Source organism: Ruegeria sp. YTSA075 (genome assembly GCF_059610245.1).
Map to the genome: position 1 here is coordinate 22,187 of NZ_JBXWNG010000007.1, position 18,706 is coordinate 40,892.

Here is an 18,706-nt window from a genome sequence, read left to right on the forward strand (position 1 = left end):
TACATTTCATCAAATTATCAGTGCGTTACCTTGGATTCAAATCGGAGGTAAGTCTATGGAACTCAGAAAAATTACTCAGAACGACGCCGAAATTGTCATACCGGTGTCTTCGCAAAAATCCCGGATCAGTGTTGTCGGGTTGGGCTATGTTGGTGCCGTATCAACTGCATGTTTGGCTTCTCTTGGGCATCAGGTTGTAGGTGTTGACATCGACCCTGACAAAGTGACTCAGATCGCGCGCGGTGAGAGCCCGATCCACGAAGAAAATCTTGGTTCAACTCTCAAACAAGGTGTTCAAAAGGGTCTGATCTCTGCAACGGACGATCTGAGCGCAGCTGTACGCGAAACCGAAGTTACCTTTGTGTCGGTAGGAACACCAACCGCTCCGGACGGGGGCTGCGACTATAGCTATATTGAACAGGCGGCCCGTTCGATGGCAGTTGGCCTTTGCCAAAAAGATGGATTCCACATCTTTGCCATGCGGTGTTCAATTCCGCCCGGAACCACGATGAACGTATTGGTCCCGATCCTTGAGCGGCTTTCAGAAAAGAAGATGGGCCAGGACTTTGGGGTGTGCTTCAATCCTGAGTTTCTGCGGGAAGGTGTCGCCATAGATGACTTCCATAACCCTCCGAAAACAGTGCTTGGCACCAACGATTTTCGCACGGCGGAAGTCATGAAGCGCATCTTCGCGCCGGTTGATCCAAATCCTATTTTGACAACAGTCGAAGTGGCTGAGACTATCAAATATGTCGACAATGTATGGCACGCGACCAAGGTTTGCTTTGCCAACGAAGTCGGCCGCTTGTGCAAGCCGCTGGGCGTGGACAGCCACGCAGTTATGGATGTCTTTACCCAAGATACAAAGCTGAACCTGTCCCCTTACTATCTGAAGCCGGGCTTTGCTTATGGTGGCTCGTGCCTGCCGAAAGAAGTGCGGGCGGTTACACATATCGCTGAAGAACTGGGTGTCGAACTGCCCATGATCGGCAACCTTGACCGCTCAAACCGGGAGCAGATCGAACAGGCGACCGAGATGCTGCGAAAAACGGGGGCCAAGCGCGTTGGGGTTCTGGGGCTGGCTTTCAAACCGGGTACCGACGATCTGCGCGAAAGCCCTATTCTGGAAGTCATGGCCGAGCTCCATGCCGAGGGGGTGGAGTTGGTCCTGCATGATCCGGCGGTGACAAAAGAAACCCCTCTGAGTGGGTTGCAAGCCTACATGCATGACGCGGGCTCTGGCATTCGAAGCCTGGCGGGATCCATCAAATCGATGCTTTGCGACAGCATAGAAGACGTGATGGAACAGGCCGAGGCTGTCATCGTCTGCCACCGCAACCCCGCTTATCAGAACGCCGTTTTCAGTAAACCGGAGATGCCGGTTGTGGATGTGGTGCGCTTGTTTCCCGAGAACCCGGTGAACCGCCGGATCGACGGCATCGGTTGGTAATTCATTATTCCAAATAGCTGAAAGTAAGAGGTGAAATGATGCCTGTGGTATCTTCAAATGTAATCTCAGGAACGGGTTTGTCCGATCAACTAGTTGGCGGAAGTGAGCAAGAGACCTTGATAGGGCTTGCCGGCAACGATGAACTCCAAGGGCAAGCTGGCGATGATGTGTTGCACGGTGACTATGCAGAGGCAAACTTGCTGGACGGCACGGAAGGTGCTGTCAGTTTTTCCGACTACGCCGCGAACGGCGATTGGGGATTGATTGATCTTGCAAACGGCCACCAGCAGATGGAGCAGCAGATTACGACTGAAGCGGGCGGGGTCTATGAACTGAACCTGGATCTCGCGACAAATTTTGCTGCAGGTCGTTCCGGGGCTGCCGTCGAAGTGCTGGTCGATGGTGAGGTTGTCGCAGAGTTTTCTTCTCAAAGCGGTGCCTTCGGATCTCATTCCGTTCAATTCACAGCTGACGATGACAGCTCGACCATTACGATCAGATCGATTGATGTGTCAGGCAGCGGTCCAACAATTGATACGTCCGGTCCTGCGTTTCACTATGACAAGGATGTCGAGATTGGTGGGCAAACCGTGACGGTTTCCGCGTTCGCCGATGGGCAATCAAATCTCTATCAGGTTCTGAATGGAACACTGCATGTGTTTGATGTCGAAACTCAAGCCTATGAAATGGCCGGCGTCGAGGGCACCGTCAATGTGAACTCGATGGGTTACAATACAGAAGACGACCTTCTGTATGCCATCGCAGTAGGTGACGGAGTGGATTCACTGGGGCAGGTGGTGAGCCGCTCTGATTTGGTGATGCTGGACGCCGAAGGACACAGTTACCGTGTGGGCAGCACACCGTATAGGTCTTGGACTGGAGACTTTGATGATCAGGGCAACCTTTGGTCTTTCCAATCCAGCATGGACCGTATCGCAGTCATTGATGTTGATCAGTTCGATGCGGATGGAAACCCGGTAACCACGGTATACAAATTGCCATCCGATCTTGTGGATTTTAAAGTCTACGATGTTGCGTTCGACGCGGCCTCACAGTCGTTCTATGGTGTCTCTCGCCCAAGTTCCGAAGGTGCCGATACGATTATGTTAGTCGTCGACATCTCTTCAGGCGAACCCGAGTTTCGAACGGTTTCAGTTACATCGACCGTGATCAACGGTGAAGTCATGAACGGAGCCCCGTTAATGACGTTTGGAGCTGCAATCATTGACGCGGATGGAAACCTGTTTGTTGGTGGCAACTCGGGCGATCATGACATGGATGACTCGACACCTGCAACAGGCGCCATTTTCCAGGTCATCGTAGATGATGTGACCGGTGAGGCCAGTTTGCACCTTATCGAAGAAGCTCCGAAATCGTATTCGAATGATGGTGCCGCCGACCCGACGGCAACCAGCCCATTTGCGCCTGTCGATTTGGAGGCGAGCGTCCTGGTGAAGGATCTAACACTTGTCGCGACCACCGAAGGCGCGTTGAGCTACGATGATGACCTTTCAGGCAATGCTGGTAGCGATGCCCTATACGGTGGGATCGGCACAGACACCCTAACAGGTGGTAGTTCAGGGGATGTTCTCGAAGGAGATGACGGCAACGATCTGCTGCACGGTGGAGCCGGCGTCGGTGCCGCCAGCGGCATTGTCTCGCAATATGACGACGACGGTGTGCGATACGACCAGTTTGGCAATGTTCTTACGGAAGACGATGACTCGTTGTTCGGTGGGCTGGGTGACGATCACCTTATGGGCTCGGCTGGGCACGACATGCTGGATGGTGGCATCGGCAATGATATCTTGGACGGTGGTTCAGGCTTTGACATTCTTATCGGTGGCTTGGGCGATGACACACTGCGCGGTGGATCCGAAGCTGACACATTGCAAGGTGAAGACGGCCAAGACGTTATGGACGGTGGCTCTGGAAATGATGAAATGTTCGGTGGCACAGGCGACGACCAAATCGATGGTGGATCGGGCGCGGACGTGCTGAACGGTGGAGATGGCAGCGATAGTTTGTCAGGCGGGTCCGGTGATGATTTTCTGTCTGGAGATGACGGGAACGACACGCTGTCCGGAGGATCTGGCAACGATGACCTGGATGGCGGTGTGGGCGACGACAGCCTCTCAGGAGGCTCCGGTAGTGATACCGTGATAGGCGGTCTCGGCTCTGATACTTTGGATGGCGGTTCCGGAAACGACACCTTAGCTGGCGGCGAGGGTTCCGACACGCTGAAGGGCGGTTCCGACGATGATGAGTTGATCGGTGGCGCTGGTAACGATTATCTCAATGGTTCCAGCGGTGACGATGTTCTGGACGGAGGTTCAGGGAAAGATCGGCTTTACCTTGGTGCAGGGGACGATCACGCAAGCGGTGGCGCTGATGCGGACAGGTTCATTTTCCGCAATGAGGATCTGGATGGGTCGACCGATACGATCACTGACTTTTCGCTAAGCGATGGTGATTTGCTCGATCTGCGTGGTCTCAACCTGGATAGCGGTGGTGCTGACACGTTGGACTGGTTCAATGCCAACTCTGAAATCGTGGGTGGAACCGATGTGTCCGTCGCTTTGTCAGTCGATACTACGCTGATCCTTGAAGGCGCAGCTGCGGATTACGATCAACTCTACGACTATTTCCTATTCTGAGGTCCCAACCTCCGGGCCCGGGTCACTCGAATCCTGCATCCCGCGCGATGAGAGCAGCCTGGGTCCGGTTTTTTGCATTCAGTTTCTTGCAAAGCGTCCGCACGTGTAGCTTGATCGTAACTTCCTGAAGATCCAACTCGCGCGCGATTTCTTTGTTGGATTGCCCTCGGCACAATCCGCGCAGAACCTGTTTTTCCCGCTGGCTGAGCTGACGGGAAAAATCGCTTTCTTTGACGTCACCATCCATGCTTAGAACGCTGGCCGGTACGAAGGTTTCACCAGCGATCATAAAGCGCACTGCGTTGACCAGGGATTTGGCGCCCATAGTCTTGGGCAAAAAGCCAACGGCACCCATTTCAACCGCTTGCTGCGCTATTTTGTTTGGCGCTGTTCCGCTCAAGATCGCAAATGCTTGTTCAGGGAATCGGGTGATTGCATCGGACAGCCCGTCGATTCCGTTCATACCCGGCATTTCAAAGTCCAAGAGGACGAGATCGAATGGATCTTCGGATAACAGTGTTTTCATTGCGGCTGTGTAGTCGGGCACGGCTACGACTGCCGCGCGCCCCTCGGTTTCGAGGTAGGAGGAAATCGTGTCACGAACCAACCCGTGATCATCAGCCAATAGAATCCGCATCGATATGGGTAACCTTGAACAATTGCTTTTATCCGATTGTACCGCACCCGGTATAGTTGAACCATACAAAGGGTTACTATTCGCCAGACTTTGTGAAGCCATGTTGTTTCCCTAAACTCTTGCTCTGTCACACTGGCCGGCTGGATCTCTTGACCAAAGCGGCGCTCACCTTGATGGCATGAATGGGGAACGCGAATGCGTGCAAATTAGGTTGATTATCTGACCTTTGGCGCGATGACCTATCCTAAAGTATAGCGGTCTATCCTTTTGCACCTGAGATTGTTTCCCGGACGCATGTCAAAACCCAATAGCAAAGTCGCAACTAAAAACGGGCACAATCTCGCATGTTCAAAATACTCAAATCACTTTGTGTCATGCTTGTCGTATCACTTGGTACATCGACACTGGCGGATGAAGTCGTCCTCACAGTTTCTGGCGATGTGGGTTCCAACGACGGTCAGAACATTTGGGCATTTGACAGGAAGGCCCTTGAGGCACTGCCCGGTCAGTTAATCGAAACAACGACGATCTGGACCGAAGGTATGCAAAGCTTTGAAGGCGTTCCCCTCAGTGTTTTATTGAACCATGTTCAGGCGGAAGAGGGGACCATACGCGCGGTGGCGTTGAACGACTACGCTGTCACCATCCCAACCAGCGATGCAATAGAAGGCGGCCCGATCGTCGCTTACTCGCGTAATAGCCGCGCAATGTCGGTTCGCGATAAAGGACCTTTGTGGATCATTTACCCTTACGATGCTAACGAAGCGTATCAGTCCGAAGAAATCTATGCCCGCAGCATTTGGCAACTCAATCGATTGGAAGTCGTTGCGCAGTAGGGATCAAGGAGAAGGCCATCGATACACAAGCGCCTTTCATAAACATGAAGAGATGGCCGATATTCGCGTTCATAGGCTTGCTGATTGTAGGCCTTGTGATCGTATTTTCCCTTGGGCGCGAGGTTAAGTCAGATCTCGATGCCCTCGCGACTTCCAAAACGGACAACGTAAGCTGGCTGATGTCCCAGCTCGAAGTCGAGCTTCTTAGGCTTGAGGTTGCGGTCATTGATGCTTCGGCAGACCCAGATGTTGATTTGTCGGCCGTCCGGCGGCGTTTCGATATCTTCTATAGCCGCGCGGATACTCTGACCGACAGCGCGCTGTTTTCCTTCTTGCGAAAGGACGCGGTGGCAGAATCCGCCCTGCGGGCAACCGAAGACTTCAAATCCCGGTTGATTCCGTTGATCGATGGGCCGGATCTTCAGTTGCGCGCGGGGCTTCCTGAGTTGCGGACGCAAATTCAGGCACTGCGCCCTCAAATTCGCGAACTTGCCCTTGGCGGAATTCAAGGATTTGCGCAGGAAAACGCAAACCGACGTGCTGAGTTGGCCGGAACGCTGATCCGATTGGCTTCATTACTTGTCGTGCTTTTCGTTGCGTTGCTTTTTGCCTTTGCAATCCTCGTGAAGTTGTTTCGGCAAGGGCAGTTGTTGGCTCGCCAAAGCCAGTCGGCCAGCAATCGGTTTGAGGCGGCCATTACATCTTCTTTGGATGCGGTTTTGGTCGTCGACACGTCGGGGCGAATCCTGGAGTTCAATGGCGCCGCCGAAGATGTTTTTGGATATAGCCAAGCCGAGGCAATCGGTGCTGATATGGCTGAGCTCATCGTTCCTGAGCACCTGCGTGACCTTCACAGCAAGGGTATGGCGCGATTTCTGGAGACCGGAGAGCAAAAGGTCATCGGCGCTGGTCGTGTGCGGCTGGAGGGTTTGCGCAAATCGCAAGAGACGTTTCCGGTCGAGCTGTCGATTTCCCTTGCCGAAACCGCTGGAGAGCGGGTTTTTGTTTCATTCCTTCGGGATATCACCGAAGACCTTAAGGCCGAGGAAGATTTGCGCACCGCACGAGACAAAGCTCAGGAAAGTGAACAGGCCAAATCTGATCTTCTGACCGTGATGAGCCACGAGATGCGTACTCCGTTGAACGGAATACTCGGGTCTGCCGAACTGATTGATCGGAGCAATCTGACGGATAGGCAAAAGCGGCATCTTCACTCAATCGAAGTGTCCGGCAAGCTATTGCTTTCGCATGTAACCGATGTTCTGGATTTTTCTCGCGTGGGCTCTGGCACTGCTTTGCGCGACAAATCCAATTTTGACCTATGCAAGGTCGTGAGGGAGGTGGCGGATAGCCTCGCAGCAAATGCCGACGCGCGTGGCAACACTCTGAAAGTGGATGTCCTATCTGAAGAGCTTTGTGATGTTCTTGGATACAGAACGGCGCTGCAGCAATGCCTAGTGAACCTCCTGGGCAATGCAATCGAGTTTACGCGCGACGGTTCAGTCTCCATCGAAGTTGAAAGACTTCAGCATGACGATCTGGTCGAGTTTCGAATTGCAGATACCGGGGTGGGGATATCACCTGAATACCTCGATATTATCTTCGATGAATTTGTCACGATCGATACAGCCTTTGCGCGAGATGCAAGCGGAACAGGACTAGGGTTGGCTATCACCAAAAGATTGGTTGAGGCGATGGGAGGTGACATTTCCGCCGACAGCGTACTCGGCGAGGGAAGCCTGTTCTCCATGCGGCTGCCTTTGCCAGCATCCAGACCTGACGTGAAAAACGAACTGGATACTTCCGAAATGCCACAGGCAAACGTTCAACACGGTTTGAAAGCGCTGGTGGTGGACGACAACGCAATCAACCGGATGATCTTGACGGACATGCTTGCGGATATTGGCTTTGAGGTCGTCGAAGCCGGAAATGGATATGCTGCCTTGGAAAGACTCGGCGTTGAGCCTTTCGACGTACTTCTTCTGGACATTAGCATGCCTGGAATTGATGGCATCGAAACACTCGGCAAAGTTCGTGAACTGAATGTCGGCTGGCGCAATTTGCCAGCTATTGCAGTCACGGCCCATGCGGCCCCTAAAGATCACGAGGTCATACTGGCGGCTGAATTTCAGGGGCTGCTGGTTAAACCCGTTCCAGTAGCTGCTCTGCAATCTGAACTGGCTAAGGTTGTGAAGGTGCAAAGGATTGGTGCCTCAGAGCCAGAGAATGAATTTCGGAACCGTTTTGGCGGTGACAAATTCCGCGAAGCGTGCAAGGAACTGAAGAACGAAGTCGTTGATCTTATTGATAGTCTAAATAATTCCAATGGCTTAGACAATGTACATCGGCAAACGGTGCATAAACTATGTGGCTCTGCTGCGATACTCGGCCAAAACGACCTTTGGTCTAAGTTGAATGACATCCAAAACTGCACCCCGCAGGAATGGGACGACGAGAAGGCTACTTTCTTGAGGGATTTGCACCGGGAAGCCAAACATTGTCGTTGAAGTTCAGTTTGCTGGCTACGGCCTACAATTCTCGCAGTTGCACTCGAATTGGCGGAACGTAGCGAAGCGATATCGGCAGTACGGTTGAGGTTTGTCAGATGAGAATTGGCCTAGATTTTGAGTGATTTAGATACGATTTGTGCCGATGAGGGCGATCAAAAACCAGAATAGAATCTTTCGGTAGCTCCAACGCGATGGAAAGCCTGTGAGTCATTCGATTTTTTATGGGCGCACGGGTTTTGCCATTTGCGACTCAAAAGCCTTCCACAACAAGGGTACTTTTAGAAAACCGTCATTACTCGAAATACGGTGAAAGCTGGGAAAGCGTCTACGTCGAACTTCAGCACGAAATGAAGTCGGTCATGTGATCAAATATACTTGCCCTTCAAGGAAGGAGACACCGAACGACGGGATTTCAGAAGAGAATACAGTTTCAATTGAACGTGTTCAGAGGATCAAACCAAATCCCGAGCCTAAATTTAACCAAGTTTTGCGTTTTATTCTTCAATCCTGAAACCAATTTCAAGCATCTGCTTTAGACAGTTACGGCCTGCAACAACTTATCGCGTGTCACGTCTTCCCTAGTGCCGTTGATCAAGACTTCTCCGCGTCGCAACACGATAAATCTGTCGGCAAGGTCATAGGCAAAGCCAAAGTATTGCTCCACCAAGATGATTGCCATTCCGCTCGTGGTTCTGAGGTGCCGGATGACTTCGCCTATCTGTTGGATGATGTTGGGCTGAATACCTTCGGTCGGCTCGTCCAACAGCAGCAGGCGTGGCCGCGTGATCAGTGCCCGCGCGATCGCCAGCTGTTGCTGCTGACCGCCAGAAAGGTCACCTCCGCGACGGTTTTGCATCTGTTTGAGGACCGGGAACATATCAAAAATTTCGCTTGGGATGAAATGCTCGCTGGCTGGCAGACAGGCGTACCCCGTTTCAAGGTTTTCGCGAACTGTGAGCAAAGGAAATATTTCACGACCTTGTGGAACATAAGCCACGCCTTTCCACGCCATTTGATGAGCAGGCAGGACACCCAAAGGTTTCCCGTCCAGTTCCAGATTGCCACCCGAGCGCGGATGCGTACCTGATATTGCTTTCATCAGGCTGGTTTTCCCGACACCATTGGTCCCCATGACACAAGTCACTTCACCTTGTCTGGCTTCTATGGAGATCCCGTTAAGGATCTGCGAATGCCCATAATGTAAAGTCAGATCATTCAGCTTCAGCATTGTTTAGCGCCCTAGATAAACGTCGATGACGTCCTGGTTAGATGTGACGTGATCAAGACTGCCTTCAGCCAAGGCGGACCCTTCGTGTAAAACCGTGACTTTGCAATTCAGGCGTCGGACAAATTCCATATCGTGTTCCACCACGACAACGGCACGGGTTCTGGCGGCTTGTACCAGTAAGTCGGTGGTGTGTTCGCGCTCCTGCGGTGTCATGCCGGCGGCAGGTTCGTCCACCATCAAGAGTCGTGGTTCCTGGGCCAGCAGCATGCCAATTTCCAGCCACTGCTTTTGACCGTGGCTCAGTTCACCAGCTTTGCGGCTTAGATTTTGATGCAGACCGATTTCGACGGCCAGATCTTCAACTTTCTGCAAATCGTCAGTGGTGGTTCGATAGAAAAGCACGTGAAGCCAGCCACGTTTGTTCTGAAGCGCCATCAGTAGATTTTCGTGCACGGTCTGGTCTTCGAAAACCGTTGGTTTCTGAAACTTCCGCCCGATCCCAGCCTGCGCAATTTTTGCTTCGGACAGTCCCAACAAAGATACGGATTTCTCTCCCCAGATGACACGCCCTTCATCGGGTCGGGTTTTACCTGTGATGATGTCCATGAACGTAGTCTTGCCGGCCCCGTTTGGGCCGATCACTGCGCGAAGCTCGACCTCGCCGATCTGGAACGACAAGTTGTTGATAGCTCGGAAACCGTCGAAAGTGACAGAAACACCGCTAACCTCAAGCAACGTGTTCATTCCATGGCCTCCTTCTCTCGCAGGGCGCCGTCATCCGGTCCCAGATTTGCCCCATGCCTGTCCGGGTGGCGGCGGTCTGTCCACAAGTCGAACAATCCTCCGATGCCCTGCGGAGCGAACAACGTAACCAACACGAAAGTTACGCCCAGTAGCACCTGCCACCAATCAACCCATTTGATCGTGTAAAATCCAAGAGGAATATCCGGGGCCTGCCCGCCCGTGAACCACGTGCTCAGCAGGCTGACAAAAGCTGCGCCAATCACCGCGCCGTACAAGCGGCCCCGCCCGCCGATGGCTACCCAGACGGCCAAATAGATCGAGGCGATGGGGGCCATTTCCTCGGGGTTGATGATGCCCGCTTGCGGATAATAGAGCGCGCCCGCGATTGCGGCGATGCAAGCCGTAAGGGTGAAGACAGCCAACTTGTAGACCTCGACCGAATAGCCGAGGAACCGAACCCGCGCCTCGTTGTCTCGAATGCCACGGATGACCGAGCCGAACTTGCCCGACACAAGCCACGCGGCCAGCAAATAGCCCAGCCCCAAGGCCAGCGCCGAGGCCCAGAGGAACCAGATCGACGCCACGTCCTGCGAGGCGGAGACACCGGGCAGGTTCTGCAGGCCGGACAAGCCGTTGTTGCCACGCAAGCCGCTGTCGTTCTGGAACAGGTACAGTGCCAACGCCAGCGTCATGGCTTGGGTCAGGATTGACAGGTATACACCCGACACTCGGCTGCGGAAGGCAAACCAACCGAAGATGAATGCCAACAGACCGGGCAACAATACGACCATTATAAGTTGCAGGGTCAAGCTATGAGAAAAGGCCCAGATCAGCGGAAAATCCGTTGAACCGACCACGCCGAAAATCTGTATACCAATGGCGTCCACGACCTCAGACGGGGTAGGAGGGATTTCGGCCTGCGATAGCGACTCGACCACGATCAGGCGCGTGCGTTCGTACATCAGCCACATGCCGATCATGTAGCCGCCCAGCCCGAAAAAGGCGAAGTGGCCCAACGACAGGATGCCAGTGAAGCCCCAGACCAGATCCATCGCCACTGCGATCAGGCACAGGCACAGGGCTTTGCCCAGTGTTTTAACGAAACTGGTCGAGATTACGCCGATCCCGAAACCCTCGGACAGGATGGTCACGCTCAGGGTGAACAGGGACAGGATGGCAAGAAAGATCAGCACGGATGGGTTCTTGGAGATAAAGCTGCGTTCCATGGCTCAATCCCCCGCCGCGCGGCCCTTGAGGGCGATGATGCCCCTTGGCCGGAACTGGATGAAAATGATGATGAAGATGATCATGTAGGTTTGCGCCGCGAGGGTGTTCGATGGGTTGATCCACTCGATCCCTTTCTGCAGGAAGCCGATCATTCCGGCACCCGCCAGCGCGCCCCAGATGTTGCCGACACCGCCGACAACGACGGTCATGAAGCTTTGTACGATATAATCGTTGCCCAAATCTGATGTGACCTTGGCAAAGAGGCCGATGGCGACACCCGCAATCCCGGCGATGCCCGAGCCCAGCCCGAAGGTCAGCATGTTCACCCGCCCCGGATTGATCCCCATCGACCCCGCCATGCGCGGGTTCTGCGTCACCGCGCGCATCTCAAGCCCCAGCCGGGTCCGTTTCATGATGTAGAGGAACAGCCCCAGAAAGATCATAGCCAGCACAAAGATCGCGATGCGGATGTAGCTGATCGAGACCACATCGTTCAGCACCCACGCCCCGTTGAGCCAGCCTGGAGCGGTCAGCGGACGAGCCTGTGTACCAAAGATGTTCTTGGCCAGTTGCTGCAGGGCAATTGAGATACCGAACGTCGCCAGAAGTGTCTCCAGCGGCCGGGCGTATAGCCAGCGGATCACCAACCTCTCCATTGCGACACCCATGGCAAATGTCACGGCAAAGGCCATGGGGATTGCCACGACGATCGAAAGCGTGTGGTCAGGGATAAACTGTTGCACCACGTAGCCGGTATAGGCGCCCATCATAATAAACTCACCATGGGCCATGTTGATCACGCCCATCACGCCGAAGGTGACGGCCAGACCAATGGCGGCGAGGAAATAGATCGACGCCAGTGAGATCGCGTCCAGCGTCAGGTCGAGTGTTTGGTTCAGGCCGACCTTCAGTTCGATCTGTTCCAGAGTTTTCTCGGCTGCTTCGGTGACCTCAGCAGACGACTCACTGTAGGTCTCGAAGAATACATGCGCGTTTACTGCAGCGTCGATGTCTGCGTCCGTGAATAAGGCTGGCACAAGCTCGGCCTCTGCCAGAGAGGCATACGCACGCTCGCGCATTGCATCTGAACTCAGTTGCGCGACGGGAATATCACCTACACGACCACCGACAATGTTAGTCGATAGTGCCGCTCTGATATCTTCCGCTGAAACACGCGGTGGGGCGAGGTTTCCCGCAACGAGCAAGTCATATGCTTCGTCGGACGTTAAGAATTCTGAGCCCGCTTCAAGAATAACTGCGACGTTCAGATCCGTGGGCAATTCGAGAGCGGCGTGCCGGGAGGTGACAACCAAAGGGTTCAAAGCGGCACGAACATCTACGCCCAGATCGCCGGACATTTCTTCGATTGCGGCCACGCGGGCTGCGGTATCTTCGTCAAATCCAATCGTCAGCAATCGTTCAAGCCGCTGTTTTTGCGCTTTCAATTCCGTGTCCGGTTCATCGCCTATCGAAGCGCGAAGTGGCTCTAAGAGTGCACTTTCGGGATCACGCTGAATGGATTGCAGGGCCGCCAGCCGCTTCGCGCGGTTGGGATCGGTCAGTTGGAACTGCACCAAAGCTGTCCCAATCATCGCGCGGATACCGCTGTTGGGCTTCAACTGCTTAAGCTCGGACTTCACGAAGGTGCCGACGATCTCACCTGTATCGAAATCGGTCAGTTCGTACGACCGCCCCTCACCTTTCTGGCCAGCGAAGAACAGACCGTCAGACTTGCGCATCCACATGTTTTTGGCGGCCCAGGTCTCAAGCATTTCTTGCGCCTGAGGCAAACCGCTTGACGCAATAGCATCAATCGCCGGCTTGATCGTCTTACGCGAGCTTTTGGCGATGATCTCCTGATGCTCTTGCAGGATCGGTTGCAGACCGACCTCTTGAGCGTTGGCAGTCAGGCAGGCGCACAGGATTGCGAGGCCCGCAAGGAAAAGTCGTACCATGTGGTGAAACCCGAATGTCTTTTGTGGCAAGGCGGGCAAACAAACCCGCCTTGCGTGGTCTGTTAGTAGTTCGACAGGGTCTGAACGCAGGTCTTGGTCTCGGTGTTGTACATACCGCAACCCAGCTCTTTCCAATCAGAGACCAGCACAGCCGACTCCGGAAGGAAATCAGTCCACGCGTCACCCGGAACGACGTCGGTTTCGCTGATGATATCGAACTGGCCGTCTTCCTGAATCTCACCGATCAGAACCGGTTTCGCCAGGTGGTGGTTCGGCAACATCACAGCAGTGCCACCGGTCAGGTTCGGGAACTCCTGCCCGTACATTGCGGCGCGCACGGCATCGACTTCGGTCGAACCGGCCTCGGTCGCGGCGTTCACCCACATGTTGAAGCCGATGTAATGCGCCTCCATCGGGTCATTGGTCACGCGCTCGTCGCCCATGGTGGCTTTCCAGGTGTCCACGAAGTCCGCGTTGGCTTCGGTATCCGCCGACTGAAAGTAGTTCCAAGCGGCGAGGTGACCGACGAGGTTGGTGGTGTCCAAACCGGACAGCTCTTCCTCGCCGACCGAGAAGGCTACGACTGGAATATCATCCGCCGAAACGCCAGCAGCGGCCAGTTCTTTATAAAACCCGATATTGGCGTCGCCATTGATGGTCGAGATCACACCGACTTTCTTGCCATCCGCGCCCAGCGCGACCACATCAGCCACGATCTTGGACCAGTCGGAATGGCCGAAAGGTGTATAATTGACGAAGATGTCGCCATCAGCAATACCCTTTTGTTTCAGGTAGCTTTCAAGAATATTGTTGGTGGTCCTGGGGTAGACATAGTCTGTGCCGAGTAGAGCGAATTTCTCGACCCCCAATTCCTCCAGGAGATAGTCGGTGGCCGGGATGGCCTGTTGGTTCGGAGCCGCACCGGTGTAGAACACGTTTTTCGATGACTCTTCACCTTCGTACTGCACCGGGTAGAACAGCAGACCGTTCAACTCTTCGATGACCGGCAGAACCGATTTGCGGCTGACGGACGTCCAGTTGCCAAAGATTACATCCACCTCATGCACGGTAAGCAGTTCGCGCGCTTTTTCAGCGAACAACGGCCAATCCGATGCAGGATCCACCACGACCGCCTCAAGCTGTTTGCCCAGCAGGCCACCCTTGGCGTTTTGCTGGTCGATCAGCATCAGCATGGTGTCTTTCAGCGTGGTTTCTGAGATTGCCATCGTGCCCGACAGCGAGTGCAGTACGCCGACTTTAATCGTGTCTTCAGCCGAAAACGCGGCGGTGGCCAAGGCAGCAAAGACAACCGATCCGGCGAGCGTTGATTTGAGCAAATTCATGTATTCCTCCTGGCGGGGCCGGGAGAGAGGGCTTGCGCAATGGCGCACTCTTCTTCTACCTGATCCCCGCAACTGTTGTTGCGTTCCGTGTGGCGGTTGTGTTCGAGGTCCAATTCGCGCAGCCGTCACACACCCCCGGTTTGTTTCCGCGGTGGCACCCATACGGTTTCTGCATTGCAGCATAACTGGCAACTTTCGTTTGCATCAATTCTGGAAATCAATGGGATGTGCCCATTTATTAATCTCGGGCTGACGCCACTGTCTAAAATTTAGCCGCACGACGTGGAAATATACAGATTTCGACACTGTAGATTAGAGTTCCGACGCCCCAACGGAGAAACAAGTGGCACGATCCGACGCTCTAAAGGTGCCCTATTACTCAAGCTGCAGTCATATTGCCCACGCACAGCGCAGTGCCGCCACGCGCTGCGGGTGCCGTCAGCTTGAGCACCAAGAAACTAGGCAAAAAGACGGTGCTGGACACGCTTCGCCAATCCGGATCATTTAAATGCCTGTTTCCCAGAACCACGACGTCTGATCTTGATGCGGTTCTTCTAAATACAGCAGGCGGCGTAACCGGAGGCGATTCATTCCGGTTTTCTGGAAAGGCGGCGGAAGGCACTGCGCTGACTCTGACAACGCAAGCCTGCGAGCGGGCTTACAAGGCCCTACCCGACGAATGTGGTCAGATTGCCAATCATCTGACAGTTGAGGTCGGAGCCCGGCTGAACTGGTTGCCGCAAGAGACCATCCTGTTCAATGGCAGCGCATTGGATCGACGCCTCAGGATCGATATGGCGCCGGATGCAGAGATGCTGATGGTCGAACCGCTGATCTTCGGACGCGCCGCCATGGGTGAGACGCTGACCGACATTCGTTTGCGCGATCAGATTGAGCTTCGGCGCGCAGGGACGCCGGTTTTTTTGGATGCGATCCGATTCTCTGGTGACTGGCACAAGCATTTGTCCCGGTCGCATATTGCGAACGACGCGGGAGCGATGGCGCTGATTGTCTTTGCGTCAAAGGCAGCCGAGGGTCTTCTGGAATCTGTTCGCCAATTGCTGCCCGAAGACGCCGGGGCGACCCTGCTCGGCAGTGACCTGCTCGTCACGCGGGTTCTGGCCGAAAACAGCTTTACCCTTCGCCGAACATTGATTCCGGTTCTTCGCAAACTGAACAAAGACACCCTCCCCCGATGCTGGATGCTCTGACATGAACCTGACACCTCGTGAAAAAGACAAACTGTTGGTCGCCATGGCCGCCGAGGTCGCCCGAAAACGGCTGGTTCGCGGCGTCAAACTGAACCACCCCGAGGCTATCGCCCTAATCACCGACGCCGTGGTCGAGGGCGCGCGCGATGGACGTTCGGTCGCCGACATGATGCAGGCCGGTGCTGAAGTGATCACCCGCGACCAATGCATGGAAGGCGTGCCCGAGATGATCCACGAGGTGCAGGTCGAAGCCACCTTTCCGGATGGCACCAAGCTTGTGACTGTCCATAACCCTATTCGCTAAACATCAAAGGAGTTCCCAATGTACCGCATGCTGTTTCCCGCCCTTATTCTGGCTGGCCCTGCCATGGCCCATTCGGACACCCATGTTCACGCCCATGGCAGCGATTATACCCTGCTCGCAGCTGGGCTGACATTGATCGCTGTCATCGCTCTCACAGTGATAATGAAACTGCCAAAATGATCCCGGGTGAGATCATACCCGCCGAAGGTTCACTGACGCTCAACGCAGGACGCAGCAGTCGTCTTGTTGTTGTCGCCAATACCGGTGATCGACCCGTGCAGGTCGGTAGTCATTACCATTTTGCCGAAGCGAACTCCGCCTTGGATTTTGATCGCTACGCGGCCTTGGGAATGCGATTGGACATCCCGGCAGGTACTGCCGTGCGATTTGAGCCGGGTCAGACTCGCGAGGTTATTCTGGTGCCTTATGAAGGGCGCCGCCACATCTACGGTTTCAATATGCACATCATGGGGGCTCTGAAAGATGCCGGGCAAGATCAGCCGGAGTGACTACGCCTCCATGTTCGGCCCCACGGTCGGCGACAAAGTACGATTGGCTGATACCGATCTGATAATCGAGGTCGAGAAAGACCTGATCGTTGAGCACGCAACGGCCGCGCGCTTCAGCGAAACCGGCCACCGCGAAGACGTTTATGGCGAAGAGGTCAAGTTTGGTGGCGGCAAAGTCATTCGTGATGGTATGGGACAATCTCAGTTCACACGCGCCGAAGGGGCCGTGGATACGGTGATCACCAATGCGCTGATCGTCGATCATTCGGGGATTTATAAAGCGGATGTGGGGCTGAAAGACGGGCGTATCGCCAAGATCGGCAAAGCCGGAAATCCTGATACGCAGCCTGGTGTAGACATCGTCATCGGCCCCGGCACCGAGATCATCGCAGGCGAAGGACGCATTCTGACCGCAGGCGGATTCGATAGCCACATCCATTTCATCTGCCCACAACAGATCGAAGACGCGCTGCATTCCGGCCTGACCACTATGCTGGGCGGCGGCACCGGTCCGGCGCATGGGACGCTGGCGACCACCTGCACCCCCGGCCCCTGGCATATCGGGCGGATGTTGCAGGCGGCAGATGCCTTTCCCATGAATCTGGCCTTTGCAGGCAAGGGCAACGCCTCATTGCCCGCAGCGCTTGAGGAACAGGTCAGTGCTGGGGCCTGCGCCCTGAAACTGCATGAAGATTGGGGCACGACCCCTGCCGCTATCGACTGCTGCCTATCGGTGGCTGATGCGATGGATGTGCAAGTGATGATCCACACCGACACGCTTAACGAATCTGGATTTGTCGAAAACACCGTGGCCGCCACGAAAGGCCGCACGATCCACGCCTTCCACACCGAAGGCGCTGGCGGAGGCCATGCCCCGGACATCATCAAGATCTGCGGCGAGAACCACATTCTGCCGTCTTCGACGAACCCGACGCGGCCCTTCACCGTGAACACAGTCGAGGAACATCTGGACATGCTGATGGTCTGTCACCACCTCGACAAATCTATTCCCGAGGACGTAGCCTTTGCAGAAAGCCGCATTCGGCGTGAGACAATCGCAGCCGAGGATATCCTGCACGACATGGGTGCGTTCTCAATCATCGCGTCTGACAGTCAGGCCATGGGTCGAGTTGGAGAAGTCTTGATCCGCACGTGGCAAACCGCTGACAAGATGAAGAAACAGCGCGGGCGTCTACCCGAGGAAACCGGTGAGAACGACAACTTTCGCGTCCGCCGCTATATTGCGAAGTACACCATCAACCCGGCCATTGCACATGGCCTGAGCCACGAGATTGGCAGTATCGAGCAAGGCAAACGCGCTGACCTCGTCCTGTGGAACCCAGCCTTTTTCGGCGTTAAGCCCGAGATGGTTCTGCTGGGCGGCACGATAGTCTGTGCGCAGATGGGTGATCCCAACGCGTCGATCCCTACACCGCAGCCGGTTTATAGTCGCCCAATGTTTGGCGCTTACGGACGGTCGGTGGAAAACTCAGCGCTCACATTTGTCTCGCAGGCGGCCCATGCGGATGGGATCGGTGATACACTGGGATTGGCAAAGCAAACCGTCGCCGTCCAAAACACACGAGAAATTGGCAAGCAGAATCTTCTGCTGAACAACGCGACACCGCATGTCGAAGTTGACCCGGAAACCTATGAGGTGCGCGCGGATGGCGAGTTGCTAACCTGTCAGCCTGCCGAAGTTCTACCGATGGCACAGCGATACTTCATGTTCTGATTAAAAATTACGCTGCATTGCAGCAAACGCATCCCGGGCATGACCAATCGCCCACTACTAAGCGAGTGAAAAATGACAGATATTAGGACGCAAGGGAGGACCAACGTCTCGCAAGCTTACGAGGGTCCCAATGGCACACACAGAAAATCAACAGCATTCCGGTTTTTCCGTATTCGGTCTGTTCTCGGCGATTGGTTCGTCGATCTATTCAGCTCTTGCTCGATTGGCAGAAGCACGATCGCGCACCGATCAAATCCAGTTCCTGCAATCGCTGAGCGACGAAGAACTGCGCAAACGCGGCCTGTCACGCGACCGGATCGTACAACACGTTTTCGCGGGTTCTATCTGGTAATAGCTACC

16 protein-coding genes are annotated in these 18,706 nt (G+C 54.7%); 10 read left to right on the forward strand and 6 right to left on the reverse strand.

What is annotated here, in order from left to right:
- The first annotated feature begins 55 nt into the window (after window positions 1-55).
- Window positions 56-1,450 carry a nucleotide sugar dehydrogenase gene (locus AC2FGE_RS13710; RefSeq protein ID WP_496819767.1) on the forward strand — a complete coding sequence of 465 codons (1,395 nt, stop codon included), beginning with the start codon at window positions 56-58 and terminating at the stop codon, window positions 1,448-1,450.
- Window positions 1,451-1,527: 77 nt separating this feature from the next.
- On the forward strand, window positions 1,528-4,107 hold the full coding sequence (locus tag AC2FGE_RS13715) for a calcium-binding protein (RefSeq protein ID WP_496819769.1): 2,580 nt from the start codon (window positions 1,528-1,530) through the stop codon (window positions 4,105-4,107).
- 22 nt (window positions 4,108-4,129) lie between these two features.
- Here the strand turns inward: AC2FGE_RS13715 and AC2FGE_RS13720 are convergent, their stop codons facing one another.
- A complete protein-coding gene (locus AC2FGE_RS13720; protein WP_496819919.1) occupies window positions 4,130-4,744 on the reverse strand; it encodes a LuxR C-terminal-related transcriptional regulator in 615 nt (204 codons plus the stop codon).
- A gap of 344 nt (window positions 4,745-5,088) precedes the next feature.
- Between AC2FGE_RS13720 and AC2FGE_RS13725 the strand changes: the two genes are divergently transcribed.
- On the forward strand, window positions 5,089-5,580 hold the full coding sequence (locus AC2FGE_RS13725; protein WP_496819770.1) for a putative pterin-binding protein: 492 nt from the start codon (window positions 5,089-5,091) through the stop codon (window positions 5,578-5,580).
- 44 nt (window positions 5,581-5,624) lie between these two features.
- The gene (locus tag AC2FGE_RS13730) at window positions 5,625-8,087 is read left to right on the forward strand and encodes an ATP-binding protein (protein WP_496819771.1); all 2,463 of its coding nucleotides are present in this window, start codon (window positions 5,625-5,627) and stop codon (window positions 8,085-8,087) included.
- Between the two features lie 535 nt (window positions 8,088-8,622).
- Here the strand turns inward: AC2FGE_RS13730 and urtE are convergent.
- The 5 genes from urtE to urtA form a co-directional block, all read right to left on the reverse strand.
- Window positions 8,623-9,318, reverse strand: coding sequence for an urea ABC transporter ATP-binding subunit UrtE (gene urtE, locus AC2FGE_RS13735; protein WP_496819772.1), 696 nt, complete (start codon window positions 9,316-9,318; stop codon window positions 8,623-8,625).
- Between the two features lie 3 nt (window positions 9,319-9,321).
- Entirely contained in the window at window positions 9,322-10,062 is a 741-nt protein-coding gene (gene urtD / locus AC2FGE_RS13740) for an urea ABC transporter ATP-binding protein UrtD (RefSeq protein ID WP_496819774.1), read from the reverse strand.
- Window positions 10,059-11,288, reverse strand: coding sequence for an urea ABC transporter permease subunit UrtC (gene urtC / locus AC2FGE_RS13745; RefSeq protein ID WP_496819776.1), 1,230 nt, complete (start codon window positions 11,286-11,288; stop codon window positions 10,059-10,061). The genes urtD and urtC overlap by 4 nt, the downstream gene beginning before the upstream one ends.
- A gap of 3 nt (window positions 11,289-11,291) precedes the next feature.
- Window positions 11,292-13,244, reverse strand: coding sequence for an urea ABC transporter permease subunit UrtB (gene urtB, locus AC2FGE_RS13750; RefSeq protein ID WP_496819777.1), 1,953 nt, complete (start codon window positions 13,242-13,244; stop codon window positions 11,292-11,294).
- A 62-nt stretch (window positions 13,245-13,306) separates the two neighbouring features.
- Window positions 13,307-14,587 (reverse strand): urea ABC transporter substrate-binding protein, encoded by a 1,281-nt coding sequence (gene urtA, locus AC2FGE_RS13755; protein WP_496819779.1) that lies wholly within the window; start codon window positions 14,585-14,587, stop codon window positions 13,307-13,309.
- Between the two features lie 443 nt (window positions 14,588-15,030).
- On the opposite strand from urtA, the gene AC2FGE_RS13760 reads away from it, so the two are divergent.
- The 6 genes from AC2FGE_RS13760 to AC2FGE_RS13785 all read left to right on the forward strand — a co-directional run bounded on the left by AC2FGE_RS13760 (window position 15,031) and on the right by AC2FGE_RS13785 (window position 18,698).
- Complete coding sequence (locus AC2FGE_RS13760) at window positions 15,031-15,798, forward strand: urease accessory protein UreD (protein WP_496819781.1); 768 nt, start codon at window positions 15,031-15,033, stop codon at window positions 15,796-15,798.
- Between the two features lies 1 nt (window position 15,799).
- Window positions 15,800-16,102 carry an urease subunit gamma gene (locus AC2FGE_RS13765; RefSeq protein WP_496819783.1) on the forward strand — a complete coding sequence of 101 codons (303 nt, stop codon included), beginning with the start codon at window positions 15,800-15,802 and terminating at the stop codon, window positions 16,100-16,102.
- Between the two features lie 18 nt (window positions 16,103-16,120).
- Window positions 16,121-16,282, forward strand: coding sequence for a hypothetical protein (locus tag AC2FGE_RS13770; protein ID WP_496819784.1), 162 nt, complete (start codon window positions 16,121-16,123; stop codon window positions 16,280-16,282).
- Window positions 16,279-16,611 carry an urease subunit beta gene (locus tag AC2FGE_RS13775; protein WP_496819785.1) on the forward strand — a complete coding sequence of 111 codons (333 nt, stop codon included), beginning with the start codon at window positions 16,279-16,281 and terminating at the stop codon, window positions 16,609-16,611. Before AC2FGE_RS13770 ends, AC2FGE_RS13775 begins: the two co-directional genes overlap by 4 nt.
- A complete protein-coding gene (ureC, locus tag AC2FGE_RS13780) occupies window positions 16,586-18,346 on the forward strand; it encodes an urease subunit alpha (protein ID WP_496819786.1) in 1,761 nt (586 codons plus the stop codon). Before AC2FGE_RS13775 ends, ureC begins: the two co-directional genes overlap by 26 nt.
- 130 nt (window positions 18,347-18,476) lie before the next feature.
- A complete protein-coding gene (locus tag AC2FGE_RS13785) occupies window positions 18,477-18,698 on the forward strand; it encodes a DUF1127 domain-containing protein (RefSeq protein WP_170519457.1) in 222 nt (73 codons plus the stop codon).
- Window positions 18,699-18,706 lie beyond the last annotated feature (8 nt).

What these genes read in the sequence shown, in the direction of transcription:
- urtC (WP_496819776.1), bottom strand. Translation starts at nt 11,288, where the DNA reads ATGGAACGCAGCTTTATCTCCAAGAACCCATCCGTGCTGATCTTTCTT.
- AC2FGE_RS13770 (WP_496819784.1), top strand. Translation starts at nt 16,121, where the DNA reads ATGTACCGCATGCTGTTTCCCGCCCTTATTCTGGCTGGCCCTGCCATG.
- urtD (WP_496819774.1), bottom strand. Translation starts at nt 10,062, where the DNA reads ATGAACACGTTGCTTGAGGTTAGCGGTGTTTCTGTCACTTTCGACGGT.
- AC2FGE_RS13765 (WP_496819783.1), top strand. Translation starts at nt 15,800, where the DNA reads ATGAACCTGACACCTCGTGAAAAAGACAAACTGTTGGTCGCCATGGCC.
- AC2FGE_RS13785 (WP_170519457.1), top strand. Translation starts at nt 18,477, where the DNA reads ATGGCACACACAGAAAATCAACAGCATTCCGGTTTTTCCGTATTCGGT.
- AC2FGE_RS13730 (WP_496819771.1), top strand. Translation starts at nt 5,625, where the DNA reads ATGAAGAGATGGCCGATATTCGCGTTCATAGGCTTGCTGATTGTAGGC.
- ureC (WP_496819786.1), top strand. Translation starts at nt 16,586, where the DNA reads ATGCCGGGCAAGATCAGCCGGAGTGACTACGCCTCCATGTTCGGCCCC.
- urtB (WP_496819777.1), bottom strand. Translation starts at nt 13,244, where the DNA reads ATGGTACGACTTTTCCTTGCGGGCCTCGCAATCCTGTGCGCCTGCCTG.
- AC2FGE_RS13710 (WP_496819767.1), top strand. Translation starts at nt 56, where the DNA reads ATGGAACTCAGAAAAATTACTCAGAACGACGCCGAAATTGTCATACCG.
- AC2FGE_RS13720 (WP_496819919.1), bottom strand. Translation starts at nt 4,744, where the DNA reads ATGCGGATTCTATTGGCTGATGATCACGGGTTGGTTCGTGACACGATT.
- AC2FGE_RS13725 (WP_496819770.1), top strand. Translation starts at nt 5,089, where the DNA reads ATGTTCAAAATACTCAAATCACTTTGTGTCATGCTTGTCGTATCACTT.
- urtE (WP_496819772.1), bottom strand. Translation starts at nt 9,318, where the DNA reads ATGCTGAAGCTGAATGATCTGACTTTACATTATGGGCATTCGCAGATC.
- AC2FGE_RS13775 (WP_496819785.1), top strand. Translation starts at nt 16,279, where the DNA reads ATGATCCCGGGTGAGATCATACCCGCCGAAGGTTCACTGACGCTCAAC.
- urtA (WP_496819779.1), bottom strand. Translation starts at nt 14,587, where the DNA reads ATGAATTTGCTCAAATCAACGCTCGCCGGATCGGTTGTCTTTGCTGCC.